This is a genomic window from Abyssisolibacter fermentans, assembly GCF_001559865.1.
GTDB lineage: Bacteria > Bacillota > Clostridia > Tissierellales > MCWD3 > Abyssisolibacter > Abyssisolibacter fermentans.
In genome coordinates this window covers 1-17839 of the sequence record NZ_LOHE01000079.1, presented here as the reverse complement: position 1 = coordinate 17839, position 17839 = coordinate 1, and the positions used below count along the sequence as shown (strand labels likewise).

The window sequence follows — 17839 nt, the reverse complement described above, 5'->3', positions numbered from 1 at the left end:
AATAAAATAGATAAGTATAAACAAAATAAATAAGTATAAATAAAATAAAAAGTATAAATAAAATAAAAAAATATAAATAAAAATATAAATAAAACTTTTATCATTGACTTTCGATAAATATCGAAATATAATGAAATTAGAAATAAATCTAAGGAGGGTTTTATGGATAATATTAACAATATTTATTATTTCGATAGTCCTGTAATTGATTTTTTAGCCAGTATGTTTAGAATTACCAACAATAAACGAATGCTAAAAAATGGTGATATTTATTTTGAAGACTATAAATTTGATGATGAATTATTAAAATTGATTGAGCAATGCGACAAAGCAATTAATAACGAGATGAGAAAAAAATTAAATTTGTTTTTTAATTGGGAAACATATTTTGGAATGTGTCTTGTTCCTTATGTTGTAGAAAATGATATACAATTTGTAGAAGATTTCATATCAAATATAAGAAATATCAATGACAAAGAGTTGCTGTCGCTATTTTTAGGAACTGGCTATACATTGGAAAAGGAAGGTGATATTTCGATAGACGATATTATTAATGATGAGAGAAAGAGTATAGAATTTATTAATAAAAACATTCAGATACCGACTGAATTCAAATGGGATTTGCTTCAATTTTTTATAAATCCGAGAAAGATGAAAAATGATTTGATTTATTTGTTTGAAGAGTTTTATAAAATTTATAAAAACATTGAAAGTTTTGTAATTGATAAAGTTGAGTATTATAAGAATACTTTGATTAAAAATCTCCACAAATATGGGGATGAATACGCAAGTATTATTACTAATACATCAATATCAAAATTATATGAAAAAGAAAAGGTAGTGTTTGCAGTATCTTATTTTTATGAATATGCTTGTTTAGATGCATATCAAAATAAAATACACACATATATGATTGGCTATAAATATCCTGAAGCTTATGTAGAAAAAAAACATAGTATTTTGTCAGGTGTAGACATGTTTAAAGCATTAGGAGATGAAACTAGGTTAAATATAATTAGATTATTATCAAAGAAAAAATGGTATGGTAAAGAATTAGCAAAAGAATTAAAGCTTTCGAATTCTACAATATCACATCATTTGTCTTTGTTGATGTTAAACAAAATTATAACTTCAGATAGGGTTGATAATAGAACATATTATACATTGAATGAAGTTGAATTTAAGAAGCATGTTATTAATGCAGTTGATAATATAATCGGTAGGTAGATTAGTATTAATTTAAATAAATACATATTTTTTTAGAATGGTATTTCGATATATATCGAAATACTAACAAATAAGATTGTTATAACATGAAGGGATTGATAATTGTGAGTAATAATAAAATTAATTTAGTAAAGAATAACAAGAATTTTGCTTTGATATGGTTAGGAAATCTAGTTTCTACACTTGGGAGTAATTTTCATTCTATAGCAGTTATGTGGTATGTGTATAAAATAACAGGATCATCTTTACAAATGGGAACAAGTTTAATATTTACTGAATTACCATATATAATACTTGGAGTATTTTCAGGTACGATAGCTGATAGATGTGATAAAAGAAAGATTATGATTATGTCAGATATAATTAATGGTATGCTGGTAGGATTGATAGCATTAATGATATTTAATGAAAATCTTAATATTAAAATGTTATATGCTTTATCTGCTTGTATAGCAAGCTCCAGAGCATTTTTTTTGCCAGCAGTTTCATCATTGATTCCTCAAGTAGTTTCTAAAGATGAGTTGATTGAGGCTAATTCAATTAATCAAATTTCAACAAAAATTTGTTCTATAATAGCTCCAGCTTTAGCAGGTTTTTTGATAATTGGGATAGGAATACCGGGATTGTTTATTTTAGATAGTATTTCTTATATATTATCAGGAATATCTGAATGTTTTATTAGTGCAAAGAATAATGTTAAGAGTCAAATTAAAGAAGAGGAAAACAATTTTTATGAAGATGTAAAAATAGGGTTTAGATATTGTTTGAGCAATAAAGTGTTATTGCATTATATTATTGTTGGAGGGTTAATAATTAATTTTTTCTGTGCACCACTTTCAATTTATATTCCTGTATACTCTGGTACCATATTGAATATGGATAGTAATGGTTATGGAATGTTAATGTCAGCACTTTCAATCGGAAGTTTATTTGCTGCAACATTTGCATCAAAAATAGCCATGAAAATTGGATTTTTTAAATTGACGACTTTAGGGCTTATATCAGAAGGAGTTTTTATTTTATTGTTTGGTGTTTCAAAAACATTTATATTAACTTTTATTATTTTTATATTATTAGGAGTATCCTTTGGTGTTTGTAATGTATGTATAGCTACAGTATTTCAAACAATAACACCACAAAAATATTTAGGAAGAATTTCTAGCATAGGCATTATATTGAGTGGAGTTACTACACCTTTAGGTTATTTTGTTGGAGGATGCGTTGTGGAAAAAATATCTTTGCATTTGATACTTATATTTTCAGGAGCATTAATAATGATAGCTGGTATGACTACTATTAAATTTAAGGATAAAAAGGTTGAAGATGACAAAAAAATTTATATGCTATAATAGTGCAAAAACGCTGGAAAATATTATAATTTAGAAACCAATCAATACTTTGAAGTTTTTCTATATTAAAAATTAAATTGCTTAAATTTATTTTAACTCTCTAATATGTGGCGAGGGAGCCATGCAGGAATCTTTCTCTTACGCGGTGTGTGTACATGTTTTGAGTAGAGAACAGAAATCTATGATTTCTTGTGAATCACTTACTGCTAGGAATGAAATGAGTAGGAGTTACCTCTTTATTAGAAGTTGAAGGAAAAAACATGCGCACCAATGTTCCTTAGTAAGAAACCCTGCATGTCTCCTAGTATCTATATGGTTGCTAGTTAATAATGCAAATTTATGTTTAATATTCAGACTGGTATTAAATGTATTAAAATTGCACTATTGTAGTATATGAATATTTAGGGCTAGAAATAGTTGCAAAATGTTAAGAATTTATAAAGATAAATGAAAATAGCATTATATCATAATAAATTGAATTAAGGTAGAAGTTAGAATTTAATAAATAGAATTTTTTTACATTGAAGAAGGATTTCTTATTCAAATGTCAAATATTTTATATGATTGATAAATTATGAAAAAACTAAAGAAAATAATCATAATGAAACAACTACTTGAATAAGTATAAGTGTAAGATTGAAAAACATAAGAATAAGAAAGGGAGTTGGAGATTAATGACAGACAAACTAATAGAAAGCAATTCTGTTAAATTAGCTGGAGAAGTAGTTTCGGAACTTGAGTTTAGTCATCAAATGTATGGCGAAGGATTTTATATGTTTAAAATGGAAATTCCAAGACTTAGTAATTTTTCAGATGAACTACCTATAACAATATCAGAGAGGCTTTTGGGTGACATGAATTTAAAAAAGGGGGCAAAGATATTCGTTGAGGGACAGCTAAGGTCATATAACAGATACATAAATGGTAATAATAAATTATTGTTAACAATATTTGCTCGAGATGCATATTCACCTCAGGAAGAAGATTTTATAAGCATGCTTAAGAAGCCTAATGAAATATATCTTGATGGGTATATATGTAAAAAGCCGGTTTATAGGACTACTCCTTTTGGTAGAGAAATAACAGATATATTATTAGCTGTCAATCGTCCTTATAACAAATCAGATTATATACCTTGTATTTCATGGGGTAGAAATGCTAGATTTTGTGAAAAGTTAAAAATTGGTGATCATATTAAGCTTTGGGGTAGGATTCAAAGTAGAACATATCAGAAAAAACTTAATAATACTGAAATAAGTACAAGGATTGCATACGAAGTTTCAGTATCAAAGTTAGAATTTATTAAAGATGATAATAATAGAGAATTAAAAAAAGAAGAAGCAGATGCATTAACATAAAAAGAGGAATTATTTGTATATTATAAGAACATAGAAACTAAAAAAGGGAGTTGTTCAAAAGTATTATATTTTGAAATACTCCCTTTTTTAGTTTTATTATTGTTTATGCAAACTAAATGATGTAAAATTATATTAATGAAATTTTGGGAGTTGATATTTAATGAGAAATAAATTTGTTAAAATTGTTGCTGTAGCTATTGTATTAATGATGGTTATAAGTTTGTTTGCTGGTTATCTTATAAGATAATAATAGTGAGTTATATGGACTTCAAGATTGGAACAATTGTTATTTTATTTTAGGTAGTGTTTAATTTATGTTAAATAGGATATTATTAAAACTTAAAAGTTAAGTAAATTTATGAGAAGTAGAAGTTTTAATGATAGAAATTAGTTTGTTTTTAATATAAAAGGCTGGTTTAATTATTGCTTAACCCGCCTTTTGTATATATTTGATTAAATTTTCTAAATTGTGGATAAGCAAAAATTATCTCGCATTTTTAAATAAGTTTATTTTTTGCTATTTTCATGGGAGACTTTATTCTTATCTTTTTTAACTAAAGATATCCCTTTTTTTATTGTATTAACATATGTATCTATATTTGTAATTTTATCCTTAGTGTAAGTTGACACTTCATCTACATTTTTGGTGATTCCATTTACGTTATTCATAATATAAGTAAGGTTGTCCTCATTTTTCTTAATCATATCATTAATAGATTTTATTAATTCGGCAGCTTTTATAAATATTGGGATAAGAAAACAAATAAGCACAACAAACCCTATAAAATATCCGAATTTCAATAATTCGCCAAAAGATAATTCCATTAAAAAACCTCCTTTCGTACTTATGATGTTATATTTTTCTAGTACTAGATTAATTATATACTAAAATTAATTTTGTTTAAATAGGTTTATTAAAATCAGACTATTCATAAAAATTATGAGTAGTGAACCCAAATCTTGATTTGGTTTTTATCACTTTAAATTTACCAGCTTGGTATGCCTTCAATTTACTGGAATTTTCTAATTCAAAATTATTCAGCACAATATTCAAAATTATAAAGACTAATTAGTTTATAATACAAAATAAGTCAAAATTTATATTAAAATAAACATATATTATATCATAAGAATAAAAAAAAATAATTAGGCATTTGGGAGGATTTTTACTATTTTCATAGAATATATTAATTATTAATAAGTAAGGTGATGAAGATGGGCGTACAATTGAGTAAGAGAGAAAAAATCTATTATAGTTTAATAGGTTTTATTGGCATTATATTATTAATCATTGAAATTTTCATCAATAAGTCTTTATTAGTGAAATATGGATGGCTTTTACTATTATTTTTACCGTTAGCTATTGTTGCTAATAGAAAGTATATAGTGTTAAAGAAATTTATATTTAAATTTGATGTTATATATGTTATAACAGCTTATTTTGTCTTAAATTATATTACTGCATTATGCCTTTTGATATTAATAACTATTATTAAAAATATCGGTTATTCTAAAAAGGAAAAACTGAAAATACTCAATGAAATAGGTATGATTAGTATCGTTTTTGTTACAGCTCATTATACTAGTTTATATATTATAAGTAAAATAGGTATAAGTAACTTAGATAAATCATTGTTAAATGTTTTTATTTTAATGATATCTATGTTTGTTTTTAGTTGGTTTATGCTCCATTTACAGTTCAACATAATACATGAAAGAGAAGCATGTAAAGATTTCAAAGTATTTATACGACATGATTTTTTATCTAATTCATATGTCATAATATCATGCTGTATAAATTACTACCTATATAATGAAATGCTATATGTTGGAATGTTTTTGGGATTATGCGTAATAATAATAATTTCTTACCTAATTACATCATTACTACAACTAAAAAAACATAATAAAGATTTAATTGTTGTTAGTGAAATAGCAGCAGCTATGGCTTCTAAATTAGATTTAAGAGAAACGCTTGCAAATATAATAAATGGAGTTTGCAAATCATTAGATCCTGATTTTTGTGCAATATTTGAATATGACAAAGGTAATAATCAATTAAATTTGATTGATTATAAGATGATATTAAGATTTGGTTTAGGAATAAGAATAAAAGATATCAATAAAGTAGTAAATGAAAACATTGATGTCATAACAAATTATAGGAATAGTGTAATAATAGGGGATTTATATTTACTTAAAAATAAATTGAAAAATAAATCAAATAACAATGTGATTAGCTACTTCAGATCTATAATATATGAACCATTGATTTTAGAGAATAATTATTTTGGATGTATTATGATAGCGAGAAAGGAAAGAGATTTTTTTTATAAAGAACAGTTAAAGATTGCTGATATTATAACTAATCATGCTGTAATAGCCTATAAAAATGCTAAGATGTTTAAGAAAGTTAAAAATGAATCTATAAGGGATAGTCTTACAGGCTTATACAATCAAAGACAATTTTTTGCTGCACTAGAAGATATAAATATTAACAAAAGAAATAATGTGACAAGTTTAATTATATTTGATATAGATAAATTTAAAAATATTAATGATACTTATGGGCATCAAACTGGTGACAAAATTATTAAAGAAATATCATATATTATAAATTCAAACATTAGAAAACAAGATATTGTGTATAGATATGGAGGAGAAGAATTTACAGTCGTTTTGCCAAAAACAAATCAGATTGAGGCTTTTAAAATTGGAGAAAGAGTAAGATATATTATAAGTAAAGAAACTTTTTATAGTTGTGATGGAAGAAAAATAGATATAACAATAAGTGGTGGAGTTTCAGAGTTCCCCAAAATAGCGGATAGTTCTACAAAACTATTATCTTATGCAGATAGAGCTTTGTATAATGGAGCAAAACAAAAAGGACGTAACAAAGTATCATTATATACATAAATAACGCATTGGCTGACATTAGCTGTATGCGTTATTATTTTTAGCAGAGAGCCCAAATCTTCTAATTATTAGACTTGCAGAATATAATTGGGAGTTATATGAATAATCAGGTGAAATTGATTATAAATACTGAAATTACTTTAAATATATAATTTGAAAGCTGTATTGCTATTTAATCAATAGCAAAAATATGCTATAATTTATTAAAAAGAAAATTGAAATAAATAAACAATCCAAGACTATTATGTTTTTTAATTCACTAAATTATAACTTATTGCTTGTTACTAGGTGAATAATAATTTTTAATGTATAAATGCTCCTTTTAAAAAATAATATATATTAAGTATGTATTTTATTATATATTTAGGAGGGGAAAATTATGCTTCAAAAAAGACGTAATAACAATCCAAAGGACAAGCTAACTATATTTATTACATTTTTTGTAATTGCACCATTAGTTTCAATTAGTCTTGCATATTTAGTTGTAAATCATGTTATTGTACCATACTTTATTGAGCAGGAAGCAGAAATCAAAGAGGAAATACCACCATACAATGCGATAGCAGATGTTCATGAAAATATAAATAATAATAAAGATGTTGAAATTTCAGAGTTAGAATATAAAATAAACGATATTGGTTTTTGTAGTGTTCAGGTAGGTAGTTTTAATGATGTTAATAATGCTAAAACATTAATACAGGATATGAAAAACAACAATATGGCAGGATTTATTGTAAAGATTAAAGATAGTTACAAAGTATATTCTGGTGTTTTTACAAATGAAGAACATGCTAGAAAACACAAAGAAGAACTTAAAAAAAATTACAATGATGCATTTATATCTTCAAATTTAATGAGTGGTGGTGTAGTGAAATATACACAAGAAGAAGAAAAATATGTAGAGGCATTTGCAAAGGTAATAGATTGTTTTACACTTTCATATGAGTCAGAAAGTATAAGCTGGTTAGAAGCACTTAAAACTCATAATAAAAGTACAATAATCAAGAGTTTACAAGAAAACAATAAAAAAATTAGAGAAAATATTAAAATGATGGATAATGAAAAATCTGATAATATACAGCTCAAAGGTGTAAAGGAAAATATAGCGCAAAACTTACAAAAAAGAGAAGAGCTAGTTGCTGTATTTGAAGCAACAGATATTGTTGAAGCGTATAATCAATATAGTAAATGTATGGTAGATTATTTAAATATGATAAAATTAAACTAATGATATGATTTGTATCGTATAAATAAAATCAAAACATAAGTATGAAAGGAAGGTGAAGACCGTTATTAAATTTACAAATGGAGATTATTTATAAGATGTAAATTTTATTTAACGGTACTATTATGAGGATTAGAGACATTAAGGAAATTCTTGATGCTGACGTCTTAACTGGCGAAGATCTGTTAGATAAAGAAGTATTTAATGCTTTTGGAGCTGATTTAATGAGTGATGTTCTTGCTTATGTTAATAGTAATACTTTACTTTTAACAGGTTTAACAAATCCCCAAGTAATAAGAACTGCTGAAATGAGTGATGTATTTGCGATAATATTTGTTAGAGGTAAAAGCCCAAGTGAAGAAATACTAGAGCTTGCAAAGAAAAATGGATTAATAGTATTAAAAACAAATCATATATTATATACGGCATGTGGTAAATTATACGAAAGAGGTTTACAAGGGCTTAGAATATAGAAGGGATGAGTTTAGTGAATAGCGAAGCAGGCTTAATAAAACTAGAATATGATATAGTACAAAATGATTTTAGTAGGGCAGGAGAAGCTTCTAGTAATTTAAAAAAAGTTTTAAAACAGCTGGGAGTACCTCATCAAATTATAAGGAGAGTAGCAATAGCTGCATATGAAGCTGAAATAAATATAGTAATACATTCTAATGGTGGAAAAATCACAGCAAAAATTAGTCCAGAGTATATAGTATTAATTGCCAAAGATAATGGTCCAGGAATTAAAGATATAAAACTTGCTATGACAGAAGGATATTCAACAGCTTCTAACAAAGTTAGAGAAATGGGTTTTGGTGCAGGTATGGGTTTACCAAATATCAAAAGATGTGCAGATGTATTTGATATACAATCAAAAAAAGATAGTACACAGGTAACTATAAAAATTAGCTTTAACCTTGAATAATCATATAAAAAATGCTAAAGTATAGTATTAATTTCTATGAATAATCAGGGTTTATAGAAGAAATTAAAGAAAAATAGTAGGTGAGTGATATAAATGAATAAATATTTTCATTCTGTTATTTTAGATAGTGAAAAATGTACAGGTTGTACAAATTGTATGCAGAAATGTCCCACAGAAGCATTAAGAGTCAAAGATAAAAAAGCAATAATATTAAATGAGCGTTGTATTGATTGTGGTAATTGTATAATTGCTTGTCCTTACCATGCTCAAAAAGCGGTGGCTGAAAATTTAGATGCGTTGAAAAACTATAAATACAAAATAGCAATACCTGCTACGACATTATATGGGCAATTTATGTCAGAAGTAAATGTTGATACAATTTTGCAAAGCGTAAAGGATTTGGGTTTTGATTATGTTTATGATGAAGTAATAGGTTCAGATTTAGCAAGAATATTAATTAAGAACTATATTAAAATACATGGCAATAATACTAAACCTTTAATATCTTCACATTGTCCATCAATTACAAGATTAATACAAAGTAAATTCCCAACTCTTATGAATAATATAGTAAAGATAGAATCACCTATGGAAATTGCAGCTAGATTAGTAAAACTAAAAATCAAAGAGAAATATGGATACGAATTGAGTGAAATTGGAGTATTTTACATTACTCCATGTCCAGCAAAAATTACAAGTATAAAAAACCCGATAGGTATTAAAAAATCATATGTTGATGGAGCAATTTCTATTAATGAAATTTATGGTGATATATATAAAAATATCAAAAAAAATAGAGGGAAAGAAACAGAAAATTTTATGAGTGGATCAACACAAGGTATAGAATGGGCATTAGCTGGAGGTCAAAGTAAATCATTAAATTTGACAAATTATATTGTTGTTGACGGTGTTGAAAACGCTTGTAAGATATTTGAGAAAATAGAATTAGGAAAGTTAAACCATATAGATTATGTAGAAGCATTAGCATGTACAGGTGGTTGTGTAGGTGGAGCTTTAAATGTAGAAAACCCGTTTGTAGCAGAAAATAATTTTAGGAATCTATTAAAAGAAAACAAAGATGGTATTACTATAAATGAAAAATATGCAATAGATCTATGTAAAGCTGGATTTGTTTGTTGGACAGAAGAATTGATACCAAAAGAAATAGACGAGTTATCGTCAGATATAAGAATTGCTTTTAAAAAAATGGAAAAAATAAATAAACTGGTTAAAGAGTTGCCTGGGTTAGATTGTGGTTCATGTGGTTCACCAACATGTCAAGCGTTTGCAGAAGATGTGGTAAATGGTTTATCAAGTATTGAATTTTGTGTATTTAGCAAAAACAATGATACTCAAGGATATGATAATAAATAATTTATTATAGATAAAAGTTTTTGATTTATCCAAGATTATGATTAGCGAGCATATATTAATTGTAAAATTACGGATTTAGTTAGTCCTGAATTATTTTTCTAAACAAAGATGAGGAGGTAAGTGAATGAACCTTTCTGATATAATGAATCAATTAGACCTAGAAGAAGTCGTTAAAACTACACAAGAGAAAGAAGTCAACAATGTGTATATAGGAGATTTATTGAGTATAGTAATGTCGAAATCACAAGAGAATGATATTTGGATTACAATTCAAACTCATGTCAATGTAATTGCAGTTGCAGCACTTGTAGGAATTAGTGCTGTTATTGTCGTTGAAGGTATGAAAGTTGAACAAGATACTATAGAAAAAGCTAAAGAAATGAATATTCCTATTTATACAACCAGTTTAAGTGCATATGAAATAGCTTGTAAATTAAATGAATTAGGGATATAAAATGAAACTATATTATGATTTGCATATACATTCGATATTATCTCCATGTGGCAGTGAAGAAATGACACCAAATAATATAATCAATATGGCAATGCTAAAACAATTAGACATAATTGCAGTAACAGATCATAATACAATGTTAAATGTTCCAGCTGTTATAAAGGTTGCACAAAAAAAAGGTATAATAGTTCTTCCGGGTATTGAGGTTACAACTAAAGAAGATATTCATGCATTATGTTATTTTAAGGATATTAATGATGGGCTGAAATTTCAAGATATAATCTATGATAGTTTACCCAATATCAAAAATAATGAAGAGATATTTGGTTATCAGTATATCATGGATGAGAAGGATCAAATTATCGGCAAACTAGACAAACTATTGTTAAGTTCTACTAAATTTACTATAAATGAAATAAATAATTTAGCAAAAGAGTATAGTGGAGCAATGGTTCCAGCTCATGTTAATAAAACTACAAACAGTATTTTATCTAATTTAGGCTTTATTCCCAAAGAATTAAAATTATGCATAGTAGAAAAAAATAGTGATCAAAATGAATATTTATGCAAAATGATAGGTGAAAGTGACTATAATATTATAACTAATTCAGATGCTCATTATCTGAGAGACATTAGTGAACCTGACAATCAAATTCTTGTTAATAAAAAGGATATAAATAGTATATTTAATTACATGACAAAGGGTGGCTAAATATGAAAGAATTATCATTACACATACTTGATATAGCTGAAAATTCTGTTAGAGCAAATGCCAAATTAATTTATATATATATAAAAGAAGATACTAAAAAAGACTTGTTAGAAATAACGATTGAAGATGATGGAAAAGGTATGGATGAAGAAGTTGTGAAGATTGTTGAAGACCCGTTTTATACTACAAGAAAAACTAGAAAGGTTGGTTTAGGAATAGCTTTATTGAAGGCAGCTGCCCAGAGATGTGATGGATGCTTTGAAATCAAGTCAGTATTGAATGAAGGTACTAAAATCAGTTGTTCGTTTAAACATAGTCATATTGATAGAGCGCCTATAGGTAATATCTCTGATACAATACTTGCTTTAATAAACAAAAGCGATCATATTGATATAATGTATAGGCATGAAATTGATGAAAATATATTCACATTCGATACTAGAAAAATTAAAGAAATGTTAGATGGTGTAAGTTTAAATAATTATGAAGTAATAATGTGGATTAAAGATTACATAGAAGAGAATGTAAATTCTATCCAAAATACGTTAAATACTTAACTTTGTTTTACAATAGTGTAATGTCGTGTTATAATATCAATGTTAAACACTTATATTTAATAACACTTAATTAAAGACATAAAGAATAATAGTAACTATATCAGCATTAGCTTTTTAAAACACATAGAAAATTATAATGATTAAAGTTTTGGATATAATTTCATGTGAAGGACAAAATCTATATATAAGATTTTGTTTTATAAGCCTATAGTTTACTAGTTTTTTTGTGTTTATAAATAAGTTGATATATTATGTAAAAGCATAGCGAATACAAGATAAAGAGGTGAAAAGAATGAGTCAAAAAAGTGTTACTTTCAAAGGCGGTATACATCCACCACATTTCAAAAAAATGACTGAGAATGTTCCCATTGAAAGAGCAGAAGAGCCAAGTCTAGTTATTATTCCGATGCAACAACATATTGGTGCTCCTTGCGAGCCAATTGTTAAACCGGGAGACAAAGTAAAAGTTGGACAAAAAATTGGTGAAGCGAAAGCGTTTGTATCTGCACCTATACATTCTAGTATTGCTGGAACTGTTAAAAAGGTAGCAGAATCTAATACTCCTACAGGTAAAGCAGTTTGTGTGTTTATAGAATCTGATGGAACAAATGAAGTTTGTGAAAGTGTTCAACCTAAAGGGGATTTAGAAAATATTTCTAAAGAAGAAATAATCAGTATTATTAAAGAAGCAGGTATTACAGGTATGGGAGGAGCTGGATTCCCAACACATGTTAAGCTTTCTCCACCACCAGACAAAACAATAGATTATGTTGTTTTAAATGGTGCTGAGTGTGAACCATACCTAACAGCAGATCATAGGTTAATGCTTGAACATCCAGAAAAAGTAGTATTTGGATTAAAAGTATTAATGAAAGCAGTTGGAGTTACAAAAGGTTTTATAGGTATAGAAAACAATAAACCAGATGCAATTGAAACTATGAATAAAGCTGTTAGCTCAGAATCAAATATCGAAGTAGTTGTTTTGCAAACAAAGTATCCTCAAGGAGATGAGAAACGTTTGATAAATGCAGCTACAGGTAGAAAAGTACCAAATGGTGGTCTTCCAATGGATGTAGGAGTAGTTGTAAACAATGTTGGAACTGCTGCAGCTATCTGTGATGTATTTAAAACAGGTATGCCATTAATTGAAAGAATAGCAACAATTACAGGTAGTGCTATAGCAAAGCCTAGAAACTTAATTATTAAGGTTGGTACTCCATTTAAGGATATTATAAATCAATGTGGAGGATATAAAGAAGAGGTTGGTAAAATAATAATGGGTGGTCCAATGATGGGGCTAGCTCAATTTACAGATGAAATTCCTACTATTAAAGGAACTTCAGGTATCTTGGTTTTAGATAAAGAAGATGCAACATTACCTGAACCTCAAGCTTGTATAAGATGCGGTAAATGTGTAAATATATGCCCAGTTAATTTACAACCGCTTATTATAAGTAAACTTTCATTAAAAGGAATGTATGACGAAGCAGAAAAATTCAATGCTACTTCTTGTATAGAATGTGGTTCATGTTCGTATATCTGTCCATCTAAGAGACCGTTATTACAAGCAATAAGAGTAGCAAAAAAAGAAATAATAGCCAAAAGAAGAGCTAGAGGTTAGGAGGTATATATATGGAAAAACTTCTTATAGGTTCATCTTCTCCTCATTTGAGGTCTAATGAAACTATACAAAGTATAATGCTTGATGTTTTAATAGCTTTACTTCCTGCTACTATCGCAGGTGTATACTTTTTCAGATTTAACGCTGTTAAATTAATAGTATTAGCTATCGCATCAGCAGTTGCAACAGAATATATTATTCAAAAATTAACAAAAAAACCTGTTACAATTAGAGACTTGAGTGCTGTCGTTACAGGACTACTATTAGCATTTAATATACCAGCATCAGCTCCTTGGTGGATACCAGTAATAGGTTCAGCTTTTGCCATTGCTATTGTTAAACAAGCATTTGGAGGATTAGGTCATAACTTTATGAATCCAGCATTAGGAGCAAGAGCTATGTTACTAGCTTCATGGCCAGTAATTATGACAAACTGGGTAACTCCAGGACCAGATGCAGTAAGTACTGCAACACCACTTGCTATAATGAAAGGAGCAGAAGCTACAAATGAAGCATTGCCATCACTTACAAATATGTTTATAGGTAATATCGGTGGATGTATAGGTGAAACTTCTGCAGCTTTATTAATATTAGGTGGATTATATTTACTATATAAAAAGGTAATAAATTGGAGAATTCCAGTAGTTTATATTGGAACTGTAGCAGTATTAACATTCATTCTAGATGGTGGTTTTACAGGAATGTCATATCACCTTTTTGCAGGTGGATTGATGATAGGTGCATTCTATATGGCAACTGATTATGCTTCATCTCCTGTGACTCCTAAAGGTCAGCTAATTTTCGCCTTTGGTTGTGGTCTTTTAACATCAATAATCAGATTATATGGAGGATATCCTGAAGGAGTATCTTATTCTATATTGCTAATGAATGTTGCTACACCGATTATAGACAAATTTACAAGTCCAAAAGTATTTGGTGAGGTGAAGCGAAATGGGTGATACAATTAAATTAGGTATTATATTATTGATTATTACTTCTATTGCTGCAGTAATTTTAGGTTTCTCAAATTCTATAACAGCAGACAAAATTGTAGAAGCTGAAGCTATGGTTAGTGAAGAAGCAAGAAGAGAAGTTTTAACTGCTGATAAATTTGAAAAAGCAGACGTACAGTTAGATGATGAAAGAATACATGATGTATATAAAGGATTATCTGATTCTGGAGAAATAATGGGTTATGCAATAACTACAGCTACTTCAGGTTATGGTGGAAATGTAGAAATCATTACAGGTATTTCTGTTGAAGGAAAAATTACAGGAATTAAAGTCGTTAAACATCAAGAGACTCCAGGGTTAGGAGCAAATGCACAAAATCAGGAGTTTAGAGATAGATTTAAAGACAAAAGTACAGAAAAGGAACTTGTAATAGTAAAATCAGCGCCTAAAAACCCTGACGAAGTACAGGCAATAACAGGAGCTACAATTACTTCTAATGCTGTAAAAAGTGGAGTAAATTTAGCAATTGAATTATTCAATACAAAACTTGCTAAATAAGCTGTTTATATGGAGGTGAAATAATGGGAGTTTTTAAAAACTTTAAAAATGGATTAATTGACGAAAACCCAACATTTGTGCAACTTTTGGGTATGTGTCCTACACTAGCAGTAACTACTTCTGCAGAAAATGGTTTAGCAATGGGACTTGCAACTACTACGGTTTTACTAGGTTCAAACTTAGTTATCTCTTTGTTTAGAAAAGTTATACCTGATAAAATTCGTATACCTGCATTTATTGTAATCATTGCTACATTTGTTACTATGATTGAAATGTTCATGCATGCTTATGCTATGGAATTATATAAATCACTTGGTTTGTTTATACCACTTATTGTTGTTAACTGTGTAATACTTGGTAGAGCGGAATCTTTTGCTTCAAAAAATGGTCCTATAGCTTCATTGGCTGATGGTCTTGGAATGGGATTAGGCTTTGCTCTTGCATTAACAATATTAGGTTCAATAAGAGAGTTATTAGGTGCAGGAAGTGTTTTTGGATATGCATTATTTGGTGAGGCATTTAAACCTGCCATAGTAATGATACTTCCTCCAGGAGCGTTCTTAGCATTAGGATTATTGATCGGCTTACTAAATGTAATAAAAAATAAGAAAGTTAACAAGGCGTAGAGGAGGTTAGAAAATGGAATTTTTCACGATATTTATTAGTGCTCTCCTTGTAAACAACTTTGTACTATCAAAGTTCTTAGGAATTTGTCCATTCCTTGGTGTTTCAAAGAAAGTAGAAACAGCAGCCGGTATGAGTATGGCAGTTACATTTGTTATGGTTTTATCATCAATTATAACATATTTATTACAGGTAGCAGTATTAGATAGATTCGGATTAAATTATTTGCAAACTATTGCATTTATATTAGTAATCGCATCATTAGTGCAGTTTGTTGAAATGTTTGTTAAAAAATCAAGTCCTTCTTTGTATGAAGCATTAGGTGTATATCTTCCTTTGATAACAACTAACTGTGCAGTGTTAGGACTTGCAATTATGAATATACAAGAACAATATTCATTAGGCGGTTTAATAGTAAATTCTATAGGAGCGGCATTAGGATTTTCATTAGCTATAATACTTTTTGCAGGTATAAGAGAAAGATTAGCATTAGCTGATATACCAGAAGCTCTTGAAGGATTCCCAATTGCATTAATCACAGCAGGATTAATGGCTATAGCATTTTTAGGATTTACAGGTTTAGTATAGGAGGTGAAATATTATGGAAGCAAGTTTAATAAATAGTATAGTATATCCAGCTGTAACCTTAGGTGGACTTGGATTAATATTTGGTGCAGGATTAGGTATAGCCTCTAAAAAATTTGCAGTTAAAGTTGATCCAAAGGTTGAGGCAGTAAGAGCAGCATTACCTGGCGCTAACTGTGGTGCATGTGGATATCCTGGGTGTGATGGATATGCAAATGCAGTTGCAGCAGGTAAAGCACCAGTAAATGGTTGTCCAGTAGGTGGAGCTGCTGCTGCTGAAAAAATAGCTGAGATTATGGGAGTAAATGCAGGTGCAGGTGTAAAAATGGTTGCAAGGGTATTATGTAATGGTACAACTTGCAATGCGCATGAAAAATTTGACTATGCAGGTATAGAAGATTGTAAAGCAGCATCTATGGTAGCAGGAGGTTCAAAATCATGTCAGTATGGATGTTTAGGACTAGGAAGCTGCTTAGATGTATGTGATTTTGGTGCTATATCAATAGTTGATGGTATAGCTCATATAGATAAAGAAAAATGTACAGCATGTGGTAAATGTATAAAAGCATGTCCAAAGGCTGTTATACAATTGGTTCCATATGATCAAAAAGTTGTGGTTGATTGTAATAGCAAAGAATTCGGAAAAGACGTTAAGTCAAAATGTTCGACTGGCTGTATCGGATGTCAAATGTGTGTAAAAGCATGTCCGTTTGATGCAATGACATTTGAGAACAAACTTGCAAAGATTGATTACGATAAGTGTAAAAACTGTATGGTATGTGCAGAAAAATGTCCAACAGGTGCTATTTATGCACTTTTAGAAGACAGAAAAAAAGCAGAAGTACAAGAAGATAATTGTGTTGGATGTACAATATGTGCAAAAAATTGTCCTGTAGGTGCAATAGAAGGAGAATTAAAGAAACCACACAAAGTAGATGAAGAAAAATGTATCGGCTGTGGCGTTTGTGAACAAAAATGTCCAAAAGATGCAATTATAATGAAATAGAGTAGATTACAAAATGCCATTCTTTCCATAGGAATATTTCTAATGGAAAGGTGGCATTTTTTTATTTAAGCTGTTTTTGTAATAAGAGTTTTAAATAGCTAGGGTAAGCCTTTGTGAGATGTTTGGCTTAATGTTTTTGTGTTGAAGCTATACAAGACATTTTTTTTACTCGGAGATGCCTATATTTTTCTGATGAGTTGATGATGAAAAAATATAGGCATCAATGTCGTGCACAAAAAATGTCATGCAGCTTCTAAGGGATATAATGGTTTGAATTCTCTAGGGTCAGGCGGTGTGAGTAAGAAGTTAATACATGATGGAGATTCATTACTAAATGGAGAGGGGCACGAATCTGAGAATCTTTGCTGTTCCTGTAAAGAAGCAATTTTTTTCA

18 protein-coding genes are annotated in these 17839 nt (G+C 28.6%); 17 read left to right on the top strand and 1 reads right to left on the bottom strand.

What is annotated here, in order from left to right:
- The first annotated feature begins 162 nt into the window (after window positions 1-162).
- From AYC61_RS15455 to AYC61_RS15445, 3 genes are all read left to right on the top strand, one after another.
- Window positions 163-1227: a winged helix-turn-helix domain-containing protein gene (locus AYC61_RS15455; protein ID WP_066504418.1), complete on the top strand. Its 1065-nt coding sequence runs from the start codon at window positions 163-165 to the stop codon at window positions 1225-1227.
- A 104-nt stretch (window positions 1228-1331) separates the two neighbouring features.
- Window positions 1332-2576: an MFS transporter gene (locus AYC61_RS15450; protein WP_066504416.1), complete on the top strand. Its 1245-nt coding sequence runs from the start codon at window positions 1332-1334 to the stop codon at window positions 2574-2576.
- Window positions 2577-3250: 674 nt separating this feature from the next.
- Window positions 3251-3934 (top strand): single-stranded DNA-binding protein, encoded by a 684-nt coding sequence (locus AYC61_RS15445; RefSeq protein ID WP_066504410.1) that lies wholly within the window; start codon window positions 3251-3253, stop codon window positions 3932-3934.
- A 507-nt stretch (window positions 3935-4441) separates the two neighbouring features.
- Here the strand turns inward: AYC61_RS15445 and AYC61_RS15440 are convergent.
- Window positions 4442-4759, bottom strand: coding sequence for a DUF948 domain-containing protein (locus AYC61_RS15440; RefSeq protein ID WP_066504407.1), 318 nt, complete (start codon window positions 4757-4759; stop codon window positions 4442-4444).
- 402 nt (window positions 4760-5161) lie between these two features.
- On the opposite strand from AYC61_RS15440, the gene AYC61_RS15435 reads away from it, so the two are divergent.
- From AYC61_RS15435 to AYC61_RS15370, 14 genes are all read left to right on the top strand, one after another.
- Window positions 5162-6850 carry a sensor domain-containing diguanylate cyclase gene (locus tag AYC61_RS15435; RefSeq protein WP_162265476.1) on the top strand — a complete coding sequence of 563 codons (1689 nt, stop codon included), beginning with the start codon at window positions 5162-5164 and terminating at the stop codon, window positions 6848-6850.
- 379 nt (window positions 6851-7229) lie between these two features.
- Window positions 7230-8078, top strand: coding sequence for an SPOR domain-containing protein (locus AYC61_RS15430; protein WP_066504402.1), 849 nt, complete (start codon window positions 7230-7232; stop codon window positions 8076-8078).
- 122 nt (window positions 8079-8200) lie between these two features.
- On the top strand, window positions 8201-8548 hold the full coding sequence (locus tag AYC61_RS15425; RefSeq protein ID WP_066504399.1) for a DRTGG domain-containing protein: 348 nt from the start codon (window positions 8201-8203) through the stop codon (window positions 8546-8548).
- Between the two features lie 5 nt (window positions 8549-8553).
- On the top strand, window positions 8554-9000 hold the full coding sequence (locus AYC61_RS15420) for an ATP-binding protein (RefSeq protein WP_066504396.1): 447 nt from the start codon (window positions 8554-8556) through the stop codon (window positions 8998-9000).
- Window positions 9001-9093: 93 nt separating this feature from the next.
- The gene (locus tag AYC61_RS15415; RefSeq protein WP_082759996.1) at window positions 9094-10374 is read left to right on the top strand and encodes a [Fe-Fe] hydrogenase large subunit C-terminal domain-containing protein; all 1281 of its coding nucleotides are present in this window, start codon (window positions 9094-9096) and stop codon (window positions 10372-10374) included.
- Window positions 10375-10498: 124 nt separating this feature from the next.
- Complete coding sequence (locus AYC61_RS15410) at window positions 10499-10828, top strand: DRTGG domain-containing protein (protein WP_066504391.1); 330 nt, start codon at window positions 10499-10501, stop codon at window positions 10826-10828.
- A 1-nt stretch (window position 10829) separates the two neighbouring features.
- Complete coding sequence (locus tag AYC61_RS15405; RefSeq protein ID WP_066504389.1) at window positions 10830-11540, top strand: PHP domain-containing protein; 711 nt, start codon at window positions 10830-10832, stop codon at window positions 11538-11540.
- A 2-nt stretch (window positions 11541-11542) separates the two neighbouring features.
- Window positions 11543-12097 carry an ATP-binding protein gene (locus AYC61_RS15400; RefSeq protein WP_066504386.1) on the top strand — a complete coding sequence of 185 codons (555 nt, stop codon included), beginning with the start codon at window positions 11543-11545 and terminating at the stop codon, window positions 12095-12097.
- 292 nt (window positions 12098-12389) lie between these two features.
- Entirely contained in the window at window positions 12390-13718 is a 1329-nt protein-coding gene (gene rsxC / locus AYC61_RS15395; protein ID WP_066504384.1) for an electron transport complex subunit RsxC, read from the top strand.
- An 11-nt stretch (window positions 13719-13729) separates the two neighbouring features.
- Entirely contained in the window at window positions 13730-14677 is a 948-nt protein-coding gene (locus tag AYC61_RS15390) for an RnfABCDGE type electron transport complex subunit D (RefSeq protein ID WP_066504381.1), read from the top strand.
- Window positions 14670-15230 carry an RnfABCDGE type electron transport complex subunit G gene (locus AYC61_RS15385; protein ID WP_066504379.1) on the top strand — a complete coding sequence of 187 codons (561 nt, stop codon included), beginning with the start codon at window positions 14670-14672 and terminating at the stop codon, window positions 15228-15230. The genes AYC61_RS15390 and AYC61_RS15385 overlap by 8 nt, the downstream gene beginning before the upstream one ends.
- A gap of 23 nt (window positions 15231-15253) precedes the next feature.
- Entirely contained in the window at window positions 15254-15856 is a 603-nt protein-coding gene (rsxE, locus tag AYC61_RS15380) for an electron transport complex subunit RsxE (protein WP_082759995.1), read from the top strand.
- A gap of 13 nt (window positions 15857-15869) precedes the next feature.
- Window positions 15870-16442, top strand: coding sequence for an electron transport complex subunit RsxA (gene rsxA, locus AYC61_RS15375; protein ID WP_066504369.1), 573 nt, complete (start codon window positions 15870-15872; stop codon window positions 16440-16442).
- A 28-nt stretch (window positions 16443-16470) separates the two neighbouring features.
- Window positions 16471-17445, top strand: coding sequence for an RnfABCDGE type electron transport complex subunit B (locus AYC61_RS15370; protein WP_156456493.1), 975 nt, complete (start codon window positions 16471-16473; stop codon window positions 17443-17445).
- Window positions 17446-17839: the final 394 nt, after the last annotated feature.

What these genes read in the sequence shown, in the direction of transcription:
- AYC61_RS15410 (WP_066504391.1), top strand. Translation starts at nt 10,499, where the DNA reads ATGAACCTTTCTGATATAATGAATCAATTAGACCTAGAAGAAGTCGTT.
- AYC61_RS15430 (WP_066504402.1), top strand. Translation starts at nt 7,230, where the DNA reads ATGCTTCAAAAAAGACGTAATAACAATCCAAAGGACAAGCTAACTATA.
- rsxE (WP_082759995.1), top strand. Translation starts at nt 15,254, where the DNA reads ATGGGAGTTTTTAAAAACTTTAAAAATGGATTAATTGACGAAAACCCA.
- AYC61_RS15385 (WP_066504379.1), top strand. Translation starts at nt 14,670, where the DNA reads ATGGGTGATACAATTAAATTAGGTATTATATTATTGATTATTACTTCT.
- AYC61_RS15420 (WP_066504396.1), top strand. Translation starts at nt 8,554, where the DNA reads ATGAGTTTAGTGAATAGCGAAGCAGGCTTAATAAAACTAGAATATGAT.
- AYC61_RS15445 (WP_066504410.1), top strand. Translation starts at nt 3,251, where the DNA reads ATGACAGACAAACTAATAGAAAGCAATTCTGTTAAATTAGCTGGAGAA.
- AYC61_RS15455 (WP_066504418.1), top strand. Translation starts at nt 163, where the DNA reads ATGGATAATATTAACAATATTTATTATTTCGATAGTCCTGTAATTGAT.
- rsxC (WP_066504384.1), top strand. Translation starts at nt 12,390, where the DNA reads ATGAGTCAAAAAAGTGTTACTTTCAAAGGCGGTATACATCCACCACAT.
- AYC61_RS15405 (WP_066504389.1), top strand. Translation starts at nt 10,830, where the DNA reads ATGAAACTATATTATGATTTGCATATACATTCGATATTATCTCCATGT.
- rsxA (WP_066504369.1), top strand. Translation starts at nt 15,870, where the DNA reads ATGGAATTTTTCACGATATTTATTAGTGCTCTCCTTGTAAACAACTTT.
- AYC61_RS15415 (WP_082759996.1), top strand. Translation starts at nt 9,094, where the DNA reads ATGAATAAATATTTTCATTCTGTTATTTTAGATAGTGAAAAATGTACA.
- AYC61_RS15425 (WP_066504399.1), top strand. Translation starts at nt 8,201, where the DNA reads ATGAGGATTAGAGACATTAAGGAAATTCTTGATGCTGACGTCTTAACT.
- AYC61_RS15400 (WP_066504386.1), top strand. Translation starts at nt 11,543, where the DNA reads ATGAAAGAATTATCATTACACATACTTGATATAGCTGAAAATTCTGTT.
- AYC61_RS15440 (WP_066504407.1), bottom strand. Translation starts at nt 4,759, where the DNA reads ATGGAATTATCTTTTGGCGAATTATTGAAATTCGGATATTTTATAGGG.
- AYC61_RS15390 (WP_066504381.1), top strand. Translation starts at nt 13,730, where the DNA reads ATGGAAAAACTTCTTATAGGTTCATCTTCTCCTCATTTGAGGTCTAAT.